Origin of the sequence: Bradyrhizobium barranii subsp. barranii, from assembly GCF_017565645.3 — a bacterium.
GTDB classification, from domain to species: Bacteria; Pseudomonadota; Alphaproteobacteria; order Rhizobiales; family Xanthobacteraceae; genus Bradyrhizobium; species Bradyrhizobium barranii.
The window spans coordinates 5,885,581-5,902,444 of the sequence record NZ_CP086136.1; the positions used below are offsets into that span (position 1 = coordinate 5,885,581).

16 protein-coding genes are annotated in these 16,864 nt (G+C 65.4%); 5 read left to right on the forward strand and 11 right to left on the reverse strand.

Features of this window, described 5'->3' with window-relative positions:
* Nucleotides 1-29: 29 nt before the first annotated feature.
* From trmFO to J4G43_RS28475, 3 genes are all read left to right on the forward strand, one after another.
* Entirely contained in the window at nt 30-1,457 is a 1,428-nt protein-coding gene (gene trmFO, locus J4G43_RS28465) for a methylenetetrahydrofolate--tRNA-(uracil(54)-C(5))-methyltransferase (FADH(2)-oxidizing) TrmFO (protein ID WP_208087005.1), read from the forward strand.
* A gap of 8 nt (nt 1,458-1,465) precedes the next feature.
* The gene (locus J4G43_RS28470; protein WP_208087006.1) at nt 1,466-2,560 is read left to right on the forward strand and encodes an AMP-binding enzyme; all 1,095 of its coding nucleotides are present in this window, start codon (nt 1,466-1,468) and stop codon (nt 2,558-2,560) included.
* A 70-nt stretch (nt 2,561-2,630) separates the two neighbouring features.
* Nucleotides 2,631-3,215 carry a CAP domain-containing protein gene (locus J4G43_RS28475; RefSeq protein ID WP_408581367.1) on the forward strand — a complete coding sequence of 195 codons (585 nt, stop codon included), beginning with the start codon at nt 2,631-2,633 and terminating at the stop codon, nt 3,213-3,215.
* A 12-nt stretch (nt 3,216-3,227) separates the two neighbouring features.
* On the opposite strand, the gene J4G43_RS28480 is transcribed toward J4G43_RS28475, so the two are convergent.
* The 5 genes from J4G43_RS28480 to J4G43_RS28500 form a co-directional block, all read right to left on the reverse strand.
* Nucleotides 3,228-3,701 (reverse strand): VOC family protein, encoded by a 474-nt coding sequence (locus tag J4G43_RS28480; RefSeq protein ID WP_063983137.1) that lies wholly within the window; start codon nt 3,699-3,701, stop codon nt 3,228-3,230.
* A gap of 96 nt (nt 3,702-3,797) precedes the next feature.
* Nucleotides 3,798-5,156, reverse strand: coding sequence for an MFS transporter (locus J4G43_RS28485; RefSeq protein WP_225005172.1), 1,359 nt, complete (start codon nt 5,154-5,156; stop codon nt 3,798-3,800).
* Between the two features lie 39 nt (nt 5,157-5,195).
* Nucleotides 5,196-6,137, reverse strand: coding sequence for a hydroxymethylglutaryl-CoA lyase (locus tag J4G43_RS28490; RefSeq protein WP_208087007.1), 942 nt, complete (start codon nt 6,135-6,137; stop codon nt 5,196-5,198).
* Complete coding sequence (locus J4G43_RS28495) at nt 6,134-7,327, reverse strand: CaiB/BaiF CoA transferase family protein (RefSeq protein ID WP_208087008.1); 1,194 nt, start codon at nt 7,325-7,327, stop codon at nt 6,134-6,136. Before J4G43_RS28495 ends, J4G43_RS28490 begins: the two co-directional genes overlap by 4 nt.
* A 113-nt stretch (nt 7,328-7,440) precedes the next feature.
* Nucleotides 7,441-8,370 carry a LysR family transcriptional regulator gene (locus tag J4G43_RS28500; protein WP_208087009.1) on the reverse strand — a complete coding sequence of 310 codons (930 nt, stop codon included), beginning with the start codon at nt 8,368-8,370 and terminating at the stop codon, nt 7,441-7,443.
* Between the two features lie 229 nt (nt 8,371-8,599).
* Here J4G43_RS28500 and J4G43_RS28505 point away from each other — a divergent pair, with 229 nt between their 5' ends.
* A complete protein-coding gene (locus J4G43_RS28505) occupies nt 8,600-9,778 on the forward strand; it encodes an aminotransferase class V-fold PLP-dependent enzyme (protein WP_208087010.1) in 1,179 nt (392 codons plus the stop codon).
* Between the two features lie 13 nt (nt 9,779-9,791).
* On the opposite strand, the gene J4G43_RS28510 is transcribed toward J4G43_RS28505, so the two are convergent.
* Genes J4G43_RS28510 through yajC form a run of 6 tightly spaced genes read right to left on the reverse strand, consistent with a single transcriptional unit; the run spans nt 9,792 to nt 15,442 of the window.
* Nucleotides 9,792-11,036: a threonine ammonia-lyase gene (locus tag J4G43_RS28510; RefSeq protein WP_208087011.1), complete on the reverse strand. Its 1,245-nt coding sequence runs from the start codon at nt 11,034-11,036 to the stop codon at nt 9,792-9,794.
* 45 nt (nt 11,037-11,081) lie between these two features.
* A complete protein-coding gene (locus J4G43_RS28515) occupies nt 11,082-11,945 on the reverse strand; it encodes a phytoene/squalene synthase family protein (RefSeq protein WP_208087012.1) in 864 nt (287 codons plus the stop codon).
* Complete coding sequence (locus J4G43_RS28520) at nt 11,942-12,325, reverse strand: Mth938-like domain-containing protein (RefSeq protein ID WP_028152342.1); 384 nt, start codon at nt 12,323-12,325, stop codon at nt 11,942-11,944. The genes J4G43_RS28515 and J4G43_RS28520 overlap by 4 nt, the downstream gene beginning before the upstream one ends.
* A 60-nt stretch (nt 12,326-12,385) precedes the next feature.
* A complete protein-coding gene (secF, locus tag J4G43_RS28525; RefSeq protein WP_028152341.1) occupies nt 12,386-13,405 on the reverse strand; it encodes a protein translocase subunit SecF in 1,020 nt (339 codons plus the stop codon).
* Between the two features lie 11 nt (nt 13,406-13,416).
* A complete protein-coding gene (gene secD, locus J4G43_RS28530; RefSeq protein WP_208087013.1) occupies nt 13,417-15,021 on the reverse strand; it encodes a protein translocase subunit SecD in 1,605 nt (534 codons plus the stop codon).
* A gap of 46 nt (nt 15,022-15,067) precedes the next feature.
* Nucleotides 15,068-15,442, reverse strand: a complete 375-nt coding sequence (gene yajC, locus J4G43_RS28535) for a preprotein translocase subunit YajC (protein WP_071913636.1) — start codon at nt 15,440-15,442, stop codon at nt 15,068-15,070.
* Between the two features lie 181 nt (nt 15,443-15,623).
* On the opposite strand from yajC, the gene J4G43_RS28540 reads away from it, so the two are divergent.
* Nucleotides 15,624-16,616, forward strand: a complete 993-nt coding sequence (locus J4G43_RS28540; protein WP_208087014.1) for an ATP-binding protein — start codon at nt 15,624-15,626, stop codon at nt 16,614-16,616.
* Nucleotides 16,617-16,864: the final 248 nt, after the last annotated feature.

Below are 16,864 nucleotides of genomic sequence, written 5' to 3' on the forward strand. Positions count from 1 at the left end.
ACCGCTGAAAAGCGCTACCTGTCCGCCCCATGACAGGACCCCAATCCAACCTTGTGCACGTGATCGGCGCTGGCCTTGCCGGTTCCGAAGCTGCCTGGCAGGTCGCCAAATCCGGCGTGCCCGTGGTGCTGCACGAGATGCGGCCGGACCGCATGACCGAGGCGCACCGCACCGATGGGCTCGCCGAGCTCGTCTGCTCCAATTCGTTCCGCTCGGACGACGCCGCCAACAACGCCGTCGGCCTGCTGCACGCTGAAATGCGCCGGCTCGGCTCGCTGATCATGCGCGCGGCCGACGCCAACCAGGTGCCCGCCGGCGGCGCGCTCGCGGTCGACCGCGACGGCTTCTCGGCGGCCGTCACCAAGGCGCTCAACGACCACCCCCTGATCGAGATCGCCCGCGGCGAGGTTTCAGGCCTGCCGCCGGCCGACTGGAGTAACGTCATCGTTGCGACCGGCCCCCTCACCTCCGCGCCACTCGCCGACGCTATTCGCGAGCTGACCGACGAGAACGCGCTCGCTTTCTTCGACGCGATCGCGCCGATCGTGCATCGCGAGTCCATCGACATGTCAGTGGCCTGGTTCCAGTCGCGCTATGACAAGGTCGGTCCCGGCGGCACCGGCGCCGACTACATCAACTGCCCCATGACCAAGGAGCAGTATGACGGCTTCGTCGCCGCGCTGATCGCGGGCGAGAAGACCGAGTTCAAGCAATGGGAGACCAACACCCCCTATTTCGACGGCTGCCTGCCGATCGAGGTGATGGCGGAGCGTGGCCCCGAGACGTTGCGCCACGGCCCGATGAAGCCGGTCGGCCTCACCAATCCGCACGATCCCACCACGAAGGCCTACGCGATCGTGCAGCTGCGCCAGGACAACAAGCTCGGCACGCTCTACAATATCGTCGGATTCCAGACGAAGCTGAAATACGGCGAGCAGCAACGCGTCTTCCGCAGCATTCCGGGGCTGGAGAAGGCCGAATTCGCCCGCCTCGGCGGCTTGCATCGCAACACCTTCCTCAATTCGCCAAAGCTGCTCGACGGCCAGCTGCGCCTGCGCGCGCAGCCGCGGCTGCGCTTTGCCGGTCAAATGACCGGCTGCGAGGGCTATGTGGAATCCGCCAGCGTCGGCCTGATCGCCGGTCTCTATGCGGCAGCGGATGCGCGCGGCGAAACGCTGGCGAGCCCGCCTGCTACGACGGCACTGGGATCGCTGCTCGGTCACATCACCGGTGGCCATATCGAAACCATCGAGCCCGGCACGCGCTCGTTCCAGCCGATGAACATCAATTTTGGCCTGTTCCCGCCGCTCGCGAGCGCTCCGACGAAGAAACCCGACGGCACCCGCCTGCGCGGCAACGAGAAGACGGTGGCCAAGAAGCAGGCGATGAGCGCACTGGCGCTCGCCGATCTCGATCGCTGGATCGCCGATCACCTGCGCATCGCCGCAGCCGCGTGAGTTTTTCGATGAGTCTTCCCAAAGACGACGCCGCGACACTGTCGGCGCGCTGGACCGAGGGCGTGCTGCTCAAGCGCGACGTGTTCTCGACCGTCGAGCGCGGCCGCTTCCGCGGCGACAGCGGCGAGGTCGACGCCGTGCTGCGCCGGCTCGACGAAGTGCCGTGGTGGTCATTTCCCTTGGCGCGCCACCTGTTCGCGCGTGAGAAGCACGCGCTGGCGCTGGCCAAAGGTCTCAATGTCGGCCCCGATTTGCTGTGGGCCGGTCGCCGGGCGCTCGTGCGCGGCTTTGTCGACGGCGTCGCGCTGCATCTCGCCAAGCCACATGGCGACCTCGCCTATTTCCGCTCGGCCAAGGCGGCGCTACGCCGGCTGCGCCGCGCCGGCATCTGCCACAACGATCTCGCCAAGGAGCAGAACTGGCTGGTCGGCCGCGACGGCCGCGCCTATGTGACCGACTTCCAGCTCGCGGCCTGCTTCAACCGACGTGGCCGGCTCTACCGCATCCTCGCCTATGAGGACCTGCGGCATCTGCTCAAGCACAAGCGCTCCTACGCGCCCGAGGCGCTGACGCCGCGCGAGCGAAAAATCCTGGCGAAGAAATCATTCGCCGCCAGCCTGTGGCTCGCGACCGGCAAGAAGGTCTATCGCGCGATCACGCGCGGCCTGTTCAACTTCACCGACCGCGAGGGCGGCGGCCGCCGGCTGGTCAACGACGCGCCGGTGCTGGCCGAGCTGATCCGCAAGAACCCGGCCGTGCGCGACACCGCCATCGTCGCCTTCGCCGACCGCCGCTCCGGCGTCGGGCTCTATGCCTTCGTCGAGGCCGATCAGGCCACGCTTGAAGGCGAGCTTCGCAGCGAGCTTTCGGCCGCCAAGGGTCCCAAGCCGCCGGAGCACATCCAGATCGTACACGCGCTGCCCCGCGATACCAGCGGCAAGCCGCGGACCGAGATCCTGCAACTGGTCGCGATGAACCAGCTCGACCTGATCGAGCCGATGATGAAGAACGACCAGGACCGCGCCTTCCTCAAGGACATCCTGGAACAGCGGAAGAACCTGCGGGACCGTTTCAACTTCGAGGCCGACCTGCCGGCGAGCTGACGGGTTGCTCGCGCCTTGAAGCGTCCACATTGGCGATAGAGAAGCGATCGGATCATTCGGGCGGCGGGTCATGGGCATTCGGGGGATGATGATGCATCGTGTGGTTGTGGGCGTGATCGCTGGCCTTGTGCTGCTCGCGGCCGCGCCCGCGATGGCCGACTCCCCGGCCGATCTGATCTCCAGCTTTCGCCTCAAGCACGGCGAGATCCGCGTCGCCCGCGATTCGACCCTCGACCGCATCGCCATGGACCAGGCCCGCGCGATGGCGGCGAAGGACGACCTCAGCCACGACGCGCTCGGCCCGTTCAACCGGCGCGTCGCACCGGCCGGCGCGGGCCGCGCGGCCGAGAACATCGCCTATGGCTACGACAATTTCGAGAAGACGCTGGGACAGTGGATCGACTCGTCCGGGCATCGCAAGAACCTGCTGCTGCACAACGCCTCCCGCGTCGGTATCGCCAGCGCCAAGAATGCCAGCGGCAAGCGAACCTATTGGGCCATGGTCATCGCGGGCGACTACGAGCCGAAGGGCAAGGGCAAAGGTAAAGGCAAGAAGGACGAGGAGCCGCTGGTTGCCGTGAAGCGCGAGGCCGCGCCCGCCAGCAAGCCCAAATCCAGCGGCTGCCACGTCAAGCTGCTCGGCCTCTGTATCTGAGGCGAGATAATTTCAGCCGCGGCGCGCGGCCTCGATCGCGGCGACATCGATCTTCGTCATCCCCATCATTGCATCGAAGGCGCGCTTTGCCTCGGCACCGCCGGCCGCCAGTGCCTCGGTCAACACCCGCGGCGTGATCTGCCAGGAGAGGCCCCATCTGTCCTTGCACCAGCCGCAGGCGCTCTCCTGCCCGCCATTGCCGATGATGGCGTTCCAGTAGCGGTCGGTCTCCTCCTGATCGTCGGTCGCGATCTGGAACGAGAAAGCCTCGTTGTGCTTGAAAATCGGACCGCCGTTGAGGCCGAGACAGGCAACGCCGGCAACCGTAAACTCGACGGTCAGCACATCGCCCGCCCTGCCGGAGGGGTAATCGCTGGGCGCGTGATGGACGGCGCTTACGGCGCTATCGGGAAATGTTTCGGCATAGAAGCGGGCGGCCGCCTCGGCGTCCTTGTCGTACCAGAGGCAAATCGTGTTCTTCGCCATTGCGCGTCCCCTTCGGTTCCGGGCCATCACACCGCCATCTATTGAGAATGGACGGCGGTGTGATGTCTTTCGCCTAGATACCCTCTTGAATGCGCCTCACCAAGGCGCGCCAATGCCGCGGCCTATGCGACCCGGGGTTCCGCCACGTCCCTGGCTTTCAGGTCTCGCGGAAGCACCGTCAGCAGCAGCAACGCACAGAGCACGCACATGCCGCCGATGACATAGAGCGCGGGTGTCGTGCTGCCGGTCACATCCTTGACCGAGCCAACCATGACCGGGCTGACGATGCCGCCGACCTGCCCCAGCGTGTTGATGAGCGCGATCCCGCTCGCTGCCCCCGCCGGTGAGAATTTTCGGAGGCAGCGTCCAGAATGTCGGAATGGCCGCAACCACGCCGGCACCAAGAATGGCGAGCGCGCCAACCAGCGTGACGACGTTCCTGTCGAATACGCCCGAGGCGAAGAAGCCCACCGCCGCCGTCAGCACCAGACCCGCGACGAATTTGGGGCGCTCCCCCGATGCATCCGACAATCGGCCTACGACGATCATGCAGATGGCGCCGCAGATATAGGGAACGGCGGTCAGGAAGCCGATCGCAGCCGCGCTTCCGCCCCCGGCCGCCTTGATCAGGTCGGGCGCCCAGAAATTGAGGCCGTAGGAGGCGATCTGGATCAGGAAGTAGATGAATCCGAGCAGCAGCACGCCGGGCATGAGCAGCGAGCGCCATGCCGAATGCTCGCCGATCTCGCTCTTCTGGCGGTCCAGCTGAACCGAGATCAACCGGCGCTCGTCGTCGCTCAACCATTCGGCGTGCTCGATCCCGTCGTCGAAGCGCAGCAGCACGACGAAGCCCAGCGCAACGCAGGGAATGCCGCCGGCCAGAAACAGCCATTGCCAACCGGCCAGACCGTGCAGCCCGTTCAGGTAGTTGAGGATGAGACCCGAGATCGGCGCGCCGATGATCCCCGAGAACGCAGTGGCGAGAAAGAACACCGACGTCATGCGGCCGCGATGCGATTTTGGAAACCAGAGTGTCAGGTAATAGAGAATGCCAGGCGCAAATCCCGCCTCCATGGCGCCAATCACGAAGCGCAGCGCATAGAACTGCCACTCGCTATGAACGAAGACCATCGCCGCCGTCGCCAGCCCCCAGGAAATCATGATGCGGGCGATCCAGCGCCGCGCGCCGAAGCGATAGAGCAGCATGTTGCTCGGTACTTCCAGCAAGACGTAACCAACGACGAACAGGCTGGCGCCAAATCCGTAGGCGGTGTTGCTGAGGCCGAGATCGGCCTGGAGCGCAGCCTTGGCGAAGCTGATGTTGACGCGGTCGAAGAACGCAAAGAAGTAGCAGACGATGATCAGCGGCATCAGTCGCCACGCAATCTTCTTGATGACCTGATGCTCTGTGAGCCCAGTATCGAGGTCGGCCGTCGTCGCCGTGGCAATCGTCATGGTTTCCTCCAATGTGTTTTGAATTTTGATCGTGGTCGCTCAGCCCGAGCGTCGCAGCCGCTCGGGTATGGGATGCAGATCGAGAGGACGGCCGGCCTTGGCGACCTGTCCCGGCACCTCATGTCCGACCAGTCCAGGCAATCGGAACGAGAGATCGATCAAGCGCTGCAGGTCGAGACCGGTCCGCAAGCCCGTCTCGTGGCAGAGATTGACGAGGTCTTCGGTACAGACATTGCCGGTGGCACCCGGCGCAAATGGACATCCGCCGAGGCCGCCCAGTGCAGCGTCAAAGCGGCGAACGCCGTTGTCATAGGCCGCGAGGACGTTAACCAGCCCAAGACCGCGCGTGTTGTGGAAGTGAAGCGTGAGCATGTCCGCAGGGATCAGCATCAAGACCTCGGCAACCAGCTGCGAAACCTGATTGGGATTGGCCATGCCCGTGGTATCGGCGAGCGTGACGCCGTCGACCCCGAGATCGAGATAGCGCTTGACGATATCGAGCACCTTCTCGAGAGGCTGCAGGCCTTCGAACGGACAGCCGAACGCGGTCGCAACCGTCGCGTTGACCAACGCGCCGCCTGCATGGGCCGGCTTCACGATCTCGCCGAGCGACGCCAGCGACACCGCATGCGTCATGTTCATGTTGGCGCGGTTGTGCGTTTCACTCGCCGACATCACGAAATTGAGCTCGTCGGCACGCGCCGCCAGGGCCAGTTCGGCGCCCTTCCGGTTCGGGATCAGCGCCGCATAGATCGTGCCGGGCCGCCGCTCGATGCCAGCGAAGACGTCCGCGGCGTCGCGCAGCGACGGCACGGCCGCCGCTGACACGAACGACGAGACCTCAATGCGGCCGAAGCCGATCGCAGAGAGCGAATTGATCAGCCGGATTTTTTCGCTGGTTTCGACCCATTTCGCTTCGATCTGAAGGCCGTCGCGCGGAGCGACCTCCTGGATCAGGATGTCGGGTGGCGGCGTCGTCATTGCACCGCTCCGCTGCGGCGCAGCTGCGCGATATCGCCTGCCTGCAAGCCGAGGCCCGCGAGCACCTCGTCGGTATGCTGTCCCAGCGTCGGGCCAGGCCATTTGACTGCGCCCGGGGTGTCGGAGAGTTTTGGCGCGATGCCCGGCATCTTTACGGTGACGTCGCCCGGCAGTTCGGTCGGCAGGATCATCTCGCGGGCGGCGTAATGGGGATCGTCGACAATATCGGCGACGGAATAGATCCGGCCCGCGGGAACGTCGGCCGTATCGAGGCGTGCGAGGATCTCGTCCATCGTTCGCTGCGAGGTCCATGCCGTGATGGCCGCATCGAGCAAGGCGTTGCTGCGGACGCGTCCGTCATTGCTGGCAAGGGCCGGATCGTCGGCAAGGTCCGGCCGCCCGATGACCAGCATCAAGCGCTTGAAGATCGCGTCGCTGTTGCCGGCGATCACGACATGGCGCCCGTCGGAGCTTGGATATGTATTGGATGGACTGATGCCCGGCAGGGCGCCACCGGTGCGGGTCCTGACATGACCCATGAGGTCATATTCGGGGACGAGACTCTCCATCAGGTTGAACACGCTCTCATAGAGCGAGACGTCGACCACCTGCCCTCGTCCCTGCCCTGTCTTGACACGAAGCAGCGACATCAGCGCGCCGATCACGCCATGAAGCGACGCAAGGCCGTCGCCGATGCTGATGCCGACCCGGGCCGGCGGGCTGTCGGGATCGCCGGTAGTGAAGCGCAGCCCGCCCATGGCCTCTCCGATCGCGCCGAACCCGGAGCGGTCGCGGTAAGGGCCGGTCTGCCCGTAGCCGGAGATGCGGACCAGTGTCAGGTCCGGATTGAGCTTTGAGAGCACGTCCCAGCCGAGGCCAAGCTTCTCGAGGCTTCCTGGCTTGAAATTCTCGATCACGACATCGGCTTGCGCGGCCAGCCGCAGCGCGACGTCGCGGCCGTCAGGCGATTTCAGATCGATCGCGATCGACTTCTTGTTGCGCGATTGCAGGTACCACCAGAGCGAGGTGCCCTGATGCAGCTTGCGCCATCTGCGCAACGGATCCCCGCTGCCCGGCTGTTCGATCTTGATGACTTCGGCGCCGAACTCGGCAAAGAGCCGCGCGGCAAATGGTGCCGCGATCAAAGTTCCGAACTCGACGACTCTTATTCCGGATAATGGTCCGTCCACGTCTGGCGCTCCTCGATCGTCTTTGATCGTGGTGTCGCCGAGCGCAGGGCCTTAAGTCCAATATCCTTTGATGAACACGCGTTCGCGGATGACGAACGACACGAAGGCCGCCATCAGTGAGGTTTGGTTCCGGGCAATCGCAGATGATCGAGCATCAACTGGCTTGTCGCCGACAATCCCGCGGGATCCCTAGCCACCAGCACCAGTTCGCGATCGGCCCAGTCGTCGCTCAACTCGACGGCCGTCAGGTTCATGCCGTGACTGAGGACCTCGAACGCACGATCGGGAATGAGGCCGATGCCCATGCCGGCCTGCACCATCCGGCACACCGCATCAAAACCCGGGACGTGGACCCGCAACCGGATCGACTTGCCGATCTGCTGCGCGGTGTATTGCGAGCGCAGATAGATCGAGCTGGTCGCAAACAGGCCGACATGGTCGTAGTCGAGTGTGTCGGCGAACGATACGTCTCTTGCCGACGCAAGCGGATGATCGGATCGCACCACGATAACGAGGCGGTCCCGCCGATAGGTGAACCGCTCCAGCCCGCGCGTCGACACGTCGGCCGAGCAGATGCCGATTTCGGCCACGCCCTCCTCGACGCCCCGAACGACATCGGCGCTCGGACGCTCCTGCAGATCGAGCCGCACCAGCTCGTGGGAGCGAAAGAAGCCGGGCAGATCGTCGGGAAGGAATTCGACGATCGACGACAGATTGGCCAGCATCCGTACATGCCCGCGCACGCCGCGTGCATGCTCGGCCATGTCGACGGCGATCTTCTCGACGTTGAGCAGCGTCACGCGCGCATGATGCAGCAGCGATTCACCGGCCGGCGTCAGCGCCATGCCGTTCGGATGCCGCTCGAACAGCGCGACCTCGAGTACCTCCTCGAGGTCATGCATGCGTTTGCTGACAGCGGAGGGCGCGATCGCCTCGCGCTGCGAGGCGCGCGTCAAATTGCCCTCCTCACAGATGGCGATGAACAGCCTGAGGGTCGTGAGGTCGATCCGTCGGGTGATGTTGGTCCTGGGCGTCCCGGTCATTGAGCGGGATTGCGTCTTCTCTTGCATGGTCTGTTTCCCGATCCGGGAAGATATATCGTCCGAAGTCACCGGGTTTCTCAAAATCCGGGGAGAATGGCCGCCGATTTGGAATCCAGTACCAACACGACGAAATAATCCGCCATTTTGTTCCAAGCTGCACATAAGCTTGCTCGCGCTCGTCAACGCGCCTAATTCATGGGATCGGGATAGCAGAGGCGGAGACCAGCACTTGATCGACATCGACCGGATACGTTCCGACACCCCGGCCGCCTCCCGCCTCGCTTATCTCCACAATGCCGGCGCGGCCCTCATGCCAACTGCCGTCGTCGCGGCAATGAAGGACCACATCGATCTGGAGGGCGAGATCGGAGGTTATGCCGCTGCCGACCGCGAGTCCGATCGGCTCGATGCGGTCTACGGCTCCGTAGCGCGCCTTCTGAATGCCGCCCCCGATGAGATCGCCCTCATGGAGAACGCGACAATTGCCTGGCAGATGGCGTTCTACGCGCTTCCGTTTCGCCAGGGCGATCGGATCCTGACCGCCGAAGCGGAATACGCTGCCAACTACGTCGCGTTCCTTCAGGTCGCAAGGCGCACGGGCGCGATCATCGATGTCGTGCCGAGCGATGCCAGCGGCGAGCTCGACGTCCACGCGCTCGAACGCATGATCGACGAGCGCGTGAAGCTGATCGCCGTCACCTGGGTTCCGACCAATGGCGGATTGGTCAATCCCGCGGCGGCGATCGGCAGGATCGCGCGGGCGCACGGGATTCCCTATCTGCTCGACGCCTGCCAGGCGGTCGGCCAGATGACGGTCGACGTCGAAGCCATCGGCTGTGACATGCTGTCGGCGACGGGGCGCAAATTCCTCCGCGGCCCGCGCGGCACGGGCTTTCTCTACGTCCGCCGCGGGATGCTGCAACGGCTCGAGCCGCCGATGATCGATCACTTCGCCGCGCCCTGGGTCTCGCGCGATGAATATCGGCTGCGTGACGACGCGCGCCGCTTCGAGACCTGGGAGAACAATTACGCAGCGCGGCTCGGTCTCGGAGCCGCCGTCGATTACGCGCTCGATATCGGTCTCGGCCCGATCGAACAGCGCTGCCGTCTGCTTGCGGACCGTCTTCGCGGCGGCCTCGCCTCCGTTCGCGGCGTGACCATTCGCGACCTCGGACGCGCACCGGGCGCCATCGTCAGCTTCACGCTGGATGGGTATGAGGCGGACACGATCGTCGGCAGCGCCGCTGCGGCGGGCATCACCATCGGCGCTTCAGATCCGGCGAGCACCCGCATCGATGCCGAAGTCCGCTCGCTGCCGCCGGTCGTGCGGGCCTCACCGCATTACTACAACACGGAAGCCGAGATCGATCGGCTGATCGGCCACCTCGCGGGTTTGGCGCCGCGATAGCGGCGCGCGCCACTCAGGTGCAGCGCGCGCTCAAGGCGGATGCACCGAGCTTGGCCATGACCTCGTCGAGATGCGCGCTGTCGCGGGTCTCGATGACGAGCTGAAGCAGCGTCGCCTTGGCCGGCAGATCGGAGAAGGTCCGCTGATGCGAGACCTCGATAATGTTGGCGCCGGCCTCGGCCAGCAGTGAGGCCACGGCAGCCAATTGCCCCGGCCGATCGGGGATATCGAGCGACAGCTGGGTCAGCCGACCCTCGCGCGCCAGCTCACGCGTCAGAACGGAGGCGATCAGCCGCGTGTCGATGTTGCCGCCGCTCAGGACGAGGCCGACTTTCTGGCCGGCGAAGCGGGACGTATCGGACATCAGCGCGGCAAGCCCGGCGGCGCCGGCGCCCTCGACGACGGTCTTCTCGATCGAGATCAGGGTCGCGACCGCACGCTCGAGCTCGGCTTCGTTCACCAGCGCGATGTCGTCGACGAGGCGGCGGACGATCTCGGTCGTGATCTTGCCCGGCGATTTCACCGCGATGCCTTCGGCGAGCGTGTCGCCGCGCGCCGGCAGATTGCCGTCATGGATGGCGTTGTACATCGAGGGGTAGAGCCAGGCCTCGACGCCGAGAATCCGCACTGTCGGCTTGATCGATTTCGCGGCAATACCGATACCGCTGATCAGGCCGCCGCCGCCGATCGGGACCACCAGCGTATCGAGCTCCGGCACCGCCTTCAGCATCTCGAGCCCGACAGTGCCCTGCCCCGCGATGACGAGCGGGTCGTCGTAGGGGTGGACGAAGATCATGCCGCGGGCCTCGCCATGGCTGCGCGCATAGACGGCCGCCTCCTCCAGCGTCGCGCCCGTCACCACCACCTCGGCGCCGTGGTGCTTGGTGTTCTCGACCTTCACCATGGGCGTGCCGACCGGCATGACGATGGTGGCGGGAATGCCGAGCCGCTTGGCGTGATAGGCGACGCCCTGCGCGTGGTTGCCCGCCGACATCGCGATGACGCCGCGCGCACGCTCCTCCGGCGTCAGCGCGGTGAGCCGGTTGAGCGCCCCCCGCTCCTTGAACGAGGAGGTGAACTGGAGGTTTTCGAATTTCAGCCAGATGTCGCAGCCGCAGATGTTGCTCAGCGTGCGGCTGTAGCTGCACGGCGTCTCGACGACGGCACCGCGGATGGTGTCGGCGGCGGCATGAATGTCGCCCAGAGCGACCGGCAAGCCACTGAGATCGGGGGATGTATTTTGGGACAACTCAGCCATAGGACAGCATAGGGCATTTGGCCGTTTGAGGCGATAAGCCGGCCGCTATTTGGTAAATTCCCGGGAACGTGAAGCCCGCCACAGCGTCCATAGCGTGCGCAGCCTCGACGGGGGCTGCGGCGCAAACGGATTGCGCCCGGGTTGCGACAGGCGCTTGAGGTCACCCCGCACCTGGCTCAGCAGCAGAAACGCTGGCCGTGCCGGCGCCGGCACCTCCGGCAACAACGACAAGGCCGTCGTCAAATGCTGCTCGGCTTCGCCCACGAGCTGGTCCAGCACCGCATGCAGATTTGGCGTCTCCTTGCCGGCGAACACGTCCTCCATCTGGCAGCCATGGGCCGCCAGCAGCTGCTGCGGCAGGAACAGTTGCCGGTGCGCCGAGTCGCGCGGCAGATTCGCGATCACCTGCGCGATGCCCTGGGCGAGCCCGGCATGCCTTGCGACATGCTCGGCCGCCTCCGAAGGTGGCGCCATGACCCCCGCCGCGAGGGCAAACAATGCCGAACAGGTCGCGTCCAGATAGCCCTCCAGAGCCGCCATGGTCGGCATCGGATCGTTGTAGAGATCGAACTGATGCTCGTCGGCGAGCAGCGACAACGGCTCGACCGGCAGGTCGAAATCGCTGATCGCACGCAATAGCTCCGCCGCCACCGGGTTGCCCTCGGCGCTGCCGTGGACGTGGCCCGACAGCATGTCGGTCCACCATTGCAGGCGGACTTCGCCGGGCAAGGGCTGGCTCACCTGGTCGCGGACGCGGACGATCTCGACATTGAAGGCATAGAGCGCCAGCAGCGCCTGGCGCTCGGCGGCCGGCGCAAACAGCGTTGCTGCATAGCGCGGAAAGTCATGGCTGCGCACGAGGCCGGCGCAGAAGGCGACGGAATCGGCCGGAGGCGCAGCGCTGCTCATGGCACGGCGATCAGCGCGGCCGCGACGCGGCGCCGCTCGCCGATCATGATGTTGTAGGTGCGCACGGCGGGACCGGTCTGCATCGTATCCAGCACCACCCTCACCGCCTTCAGCGCTTGCCGCAGGTCCGGCGGCGGCAGCCAGACGCCGGTTCCGGTGCCGATCAGGAGCGTGTCGATGCTGTTGGCCGCCGTGAAGACGCGATCCAGCGAATAGCGGTCGATCTTCGTCGGGTCCGTCACGTCCCAGGCCCAGATCGCGTCGGGCAGGCAGAGCAGCGATCCCCGATGCGACATGCCGGCAAAGGCGAAGCCGCCCTTGCCATAGGCTTCGATCGGCGCCGAGCGGGGAAAATGCGGTGCGTTGGGATCGCCGGCCATGTGCTTCGTCCGAATGAGCTTACTGCCCTCGCAAACGCCCGCGAGGGCATGCGGTTCGGATCATGCCTTGTTTTTCTTCGCCGGCGTAGCCGTATCGGGCGCATCTTCGCGATGCTCGCCGACGCCGAGATAGATCAGGATCGGGGCCGCGATGAAGATCGAGGTATAGGTGCCGACCAGCACCACGCCGAACATCATCACCGCGGTGAAGCTGTGGATGGCATGGCCGCCGAACAGCAGCAGAGCCAGCAGCGCCAGCGTCACGGTGAAGTGGGTGATGATCGAGCGCGACAGGGTCGAATTGATCGACTCGTTGAGCAGCTGCGGCATCGGCATCTTCTTGTAGCGGCGCAGCATTTCGCGGATACGGTCGTAGATGACGACGGTGTCGTTGAGCGAATAGCCCAGAATGGTCAGAAGGGCCGCGATGCTGGTCAGGTCGAAATCGACCTGGCTGATCGACATGAAGCCGATCGTCAGCACGATGTCGTGCACGTTGGCGATCATGGCGCCGAGCGCGAACTGCCATTCGAAGCGGAACCAGAGGTAGATCAGGATCGAGACGATCGCGAGCATCAGGCCGAGCATGCCATAGGCCAGCAGTTCGCCGGACACGCGCGGTCCCACCACCTCGACGCGGCGATATTCGACGGAATCGCCGAGCGCGCCGCGCACCTTCTGCACGGCTTCCTGCTGGGCAGCGTCGCCGCCCGGCTGCTCCGCGACGCGGATCAGGACGTTCTCGGGGCCGCCGAACTGCTGCAACTGGACTTCGCCGAGATGCAAGGCATCGAGCGTCGTCCGCATCGCGGCGATGTCGGCGGCGCCGGACTTGGCCTGCACTTCCAGCAGCGTGCCGCCGCGGAAGTCGATGCCGAAATTCAGGCCATGGGTGAAGAACAGCGTGATCGCGACGATCGACAGCGCCGCCGAGATCGGGAAGCTGATCCGGCGGAAGCGCGTGAAGTCGAAATGCGTATCGTCCGGGACGATGCGCAGCGACGGCAGCAGCCCGAGCGCTGCGACCACGGTGAGAACGGCAATGAGAATGCCAAGCCCGATGAGAACGTAGTGAGTCACGGTCTTAGCTCCTAGATCGGCACGCTCTGCGGCCGCTTCCACCGCACCCACCAGGCTACGATCAGCCGGGTCAGCGTGAAGGCGGTGAACACCGTGGTGATGATGCCGATGCCGAGCGTCACGGCAAAGCCGCGCACCGGGCCGGTGCCGATGTAGAACAGCACGGCGGCGGCAATGAAAGTGGTGATGTTGGAATCGAGGATGGTCGCAAGCGCCCGCTTGAATCCGGCGTCGATCGCCGAAATCGCATTGCGGCCACCCCGCAGCTCCTCACGGATGCGCTCGTAGATCAGCACGTTGGAGTCGACCGCGATGCCGACGGTGAGCACGATGCCGGCGATGCCGGGCAGCGTCAGCGTGGCGTTGAGCAGCGACAACAGGCCGAAGATCATGGCGACGTTGATCGCCACCGCGATGTTCGCGAACACGCCGAACAGCCGGTAGGTCAGCAGCATGAAGATGATGACGAGGATCGAGCCGACGTAAGCCGCAAGCTCACCCTTCTCGATCGAGTCCTGGCCGAGGCCCGGACCGACGGTGCGTTCCTCGACCACCGTGAGCGGCGCCGGCAGCGCGCCGGCGCGCAACAGGATCGCGAGATCGTTGGCCGATTGCACCGTGAAATTGCCGGAGATCTGGCCCTGGCCGCCGGTGATGGGCTCGCGGATGACGGGCGCCGAGATCACCTTGTTGTCGAGCACGATCGCGAAGGGCAGTCCGACGTTTTCCTGCGTGGCCTGCGCGAACTTGCGCGCGCCCGAGGTGTTGAACTTGAAGCTGACGACCGGCTCACCCGTCCGCTGGTCGAAGCTCGCCTGGGCGTCGGTCAGGTCGCCACCGGCGACCAGCACCTGCTTCTTGACCACATAGGGCGTGGGCGGCGGCGAGGCGCTCATCAGCAGCTCGGATTCCGGCGGCAACCTGCCCTGCTGAGCCTGATCCGGCGGCACGGACGCATCGACCATGCGGAATTCCATCTTCGCGGTCTTGCCGAGCAATTCCTTCAGGCGGGTCGGATCCTGAAGACCTGGGACCTGCACCAGGATGCGGTCGTTGCCCTGGCGCTGGATGACCGGCTCGACGGTGCCGAGCTCGTTGACGCGGCGCTCGACGATCTGAATCGACTGCTCGATGGTCTTGCGCATGCGGTCGAGCATCGCAGCCTGCGGAATCGCCAGGCGGATCACGCCGCCGCCGGCATCGGTCACCTCAAGGTCGCGCTGACCGCTGGATCCCATCAGTCCGCCCAGTGGCTGGGACAGCTCGCGAAGCTTGGCGAGCGCCGGCTGCACGTCGGATTCCTTGGTGATGCGAACCTCGGCCGCGTCGTTGCGCACGGTCACGCCGCCGGTGAATCCGATCTTGGCATCGCGCAGCGTCCGGCGGACGTCGTCGCGGACCTGGTCCAGCCTCTCCTTCTTCACATAGCTCGAATCGACCTCGAGCAGCAGATAGGAGCCGCCCTGGAGGTCGAGGCCGAGCACGAGCCGGCGCTGCGCCCAGGCGGGCCAGGTCTTGACCTGCGCTTCGGGGAAGACGTTCGGCACCGCGCAGAGGCACACGATCAGCGCCGTCAGGATAATCCCGAGCGCCTTCCACCGCGTGAAATACAACATCGACTGGACCTGTCAGATCAGGAGATTGGGATGCTCGCGGAAGCGCTCACTTCGACGCGGCGTCGTCCTTGGCGGCTTCCTTGCTATCCTTGGATTCCTTGGCCGGCTCGCCCTTCGCGCGCACGCCCGAGATCATCTGGCGCATCTGCCGCACGCGCACGCCGTCGGAAATCTCGAACTCGATCTGGTCGTCGTCGACGACCTTGGTGACCTTGCCGACGAGGCCGCCCGAGGTCACGACGGTGTCGCCGCGGCGGATGTTCTTCACGAGGTCGGCATGGTCGCGCACCTTCTTCTGCTGCGGGCGCAGAATCAGGAAGTACATGATCACGAAGATCAGGGCGAACGGCAGCAGCGACATCAACATGCTGTTGGTGTCGCCGGCGCCCGCGGCCTGGGCATACGCAGGGGTAATGAACATTCGGACGATCCTCGTGGAAACGGGGGAAAACCGGTCAGGCCCTCAAAGGCGACCGGTTCGGTCAAATTCGCGCGGACTATAGCGGCCATTGCCCCAATTGCAACGCTGCCAGACCGTCGATTTGGCCACCTTGCGGCGCGCCCTCAGGCCCGATAAGGCTGCGTTCTCAGGAACTTCGGACATGCCCAAAAAACCAAGCAAAAGCCCGGCCGGCAAAGGCCCCCGCACCCCTGCCAGGACGCCTGCCCGCGTCGCGGCAAAACGTCCCAAGGCCCCCCCCAAGGCAGTCGCTAGCCCTGCCCCGGACCTCCCCCAGGATCGCATCGTCCGCGCGCTGGAGACGATCGCGGCGCACCTCGCCGCCCAGGGCAAGCCGGCCGTCGAACGCGAATCGTTCGAGCGGGCGGACGCCTATGTCTGGCACCCCGACGGCCGCCTCGCTGCGGTGCCGCGGGTCAGCCGCGTCGAGCTGTTCCTGCTGAAGGGAGTCGACCGGATGCGCGACATCCTGATGGAGAACACCGAGCGTTTCGCCAACGGCCTGCCGGCCAACAATGCCCTGCTCTGGGGCGCGCGCGGCATGGGCAAGTCGTCGCTGGTGAAGGCGGCGCATGCCAGCATCAACGCGGAGCGCAAGGCCGCCGATAAGCTGAAGCTGATCGAGATCCATCGCGAGGACATCGAGAGCCTGCCCGCGCTGATGGAGCAGCTGCGCGCCTCGTCCTTCTACTTCATCGTGTTCTGCGACGACCTCTCCTTCGACGGCAATGATGCGTCCTACAAGTCGCTCAAGGCGGTGCTCGAAGGCGGCATCGAGGGCCGGCCCGAGAACGTCATCCTCTACGCCACTTCCAACCGCCGCCATCTGCTGGCGCGCGAGATGATCGAGAACGAGCGTTCGACCGCGATCAATCCCGGCGAAGCGGTCGAGGAGAAGGTCTCGTTGTCGGATCGCTTCGGCCTGTGGCTCGGCTTCCACCGCTGCAGCCAGGACGAATATCTCGCCATGGTGCGGGGCTATTGCAGCCATTTCGGCATTGAGGTCGACGACGAGGCGCTGGAGCGCGAGGCGCTGGAATGGTCGACCACGCGCGGCTCGCGCTCGGGCCGTGTTGCCTGGCAGTTCGTGCAGGAGCTTGCGGGGCGGCTCGGCGTGAAGCTGACGGTGAATTAGCGGTCGGATCGCCACCCGGCTACGTGCCGCCCTTCCCCGAAGGCGGAGGGTCAAGGGCGCGTGCCTCGCTTCGTCACCATGTGCCGGGTCGGCGTGGCGGTACTTTCAGGCGCGGCGGGCGAGATCGCAAAGGAATCGCGCGCGAAGGCGACGCCTGCTACGCGCCGGCACTACGGCCTCGGTGGTGGTCACCGGAGCGAGCTTCGACGGGGACCAGGTGCCACCGGTTGCCCGCGTGTTGCAAAGAA

What these genes read in the sequence shown, in the direction of transcription:
- trmFO (WP_208087005.1), top strand. Translation starts at nt 30, where the DNA reads ATGACAGGACCCCAATCCAACCTTGTGCACGTGATCGGCGCTGGCCTT.
- J4G43_RS28470 (WP_208087006.1), top strand. Translation starts at nt 1,466, where the DNA reads ATGAGTCTTCCCAAAGACGACGCCGCGACACTGTCGGCGCGCTGGACC.
- J4G43_RS28475 (WP_408581367.1), top strand. Translation starts at nt 2,631, where the DNA reads ATGGGCATTCGGGGGATGATGATGCATCGTGTGGTTGTGGGCGTGATC.
- J4G43_RS28480 (WP_063983137.1), bottom strand. Translation starts at nt 3,701, where the DNA reads ATGGCGAAGAACACGATTTGCCTCTGGTACGACAAGGACGCCGAGGCG.
- J4G43_RS28485 (WP_225005172.1), bottom strand. Translation starts at nt 5,156, where the DNA reads ATGACGATTGCCACGGCGACGACGGCCGACCTCGATACTGGGCTCACA.
- J4G43_RS28490 (WP_208087007.1), bottom strand. Translation starts at nt 6,137, where the DNA reads ATGACGACGCCGCCACCCGACATCCTGATCCAGGAGGTCGCTCCGCGC.
- J4G43_RS28500 (WP_208087009.1), bottom strand. Translation starts at nt 8,370, where the DNA reads ATGACCGGGACGCCCAGGACCAACATCACCCGACGGATCGACCTCACG.
- J4G43_RS28510 (WP_208087011.1), bottom strand. Translation starts at nt 11,036, where the DNA reads ATGGCTGAGTTGTCCCAAAATACATCCCCCGATCTCAGTGGCTTGCCG.
- J4G43_RS28515 (WP_208087012.1), bottom strand. Translation starts at nt 11,945, where the DNA reads ATGAGCAGCGCTGCGCCTCCGGCCGATTCCGTCGCCTTCTGCGCCGGC.
- J4G43_RS28520 (WP_028152342.1), bottom strand. Translation starts at nt 12,325, where the DNA reads ATGGCCGGCGATCCCAACGCACCGCATTTTCCCCGCTCGGCGCCGATC.
- secD (WP_208087013.1), bottom strand. Translation starts at nt 15,021, where the DNA reads ATGTTGTATTTCACGCGGTGGAAGGCGCTCGGGATTATCCTGACGGCG.
- yajC (WP_071913636.1), bottom strand. Translation starts at nt 15,442, where the DNA reads ATGTTCATTACCCCTGCGTATGCCCAGGCCGCGGGCGCCGGCGACACC.
- J4G43_RS28540 (WP_208087014.1), top strand. Translation starts at nt 15,624, where the DNA reads ATGCCCAAAAAACCAAGCAAAAGCCCGGCCGGCAAAGGCCCCCGCACC.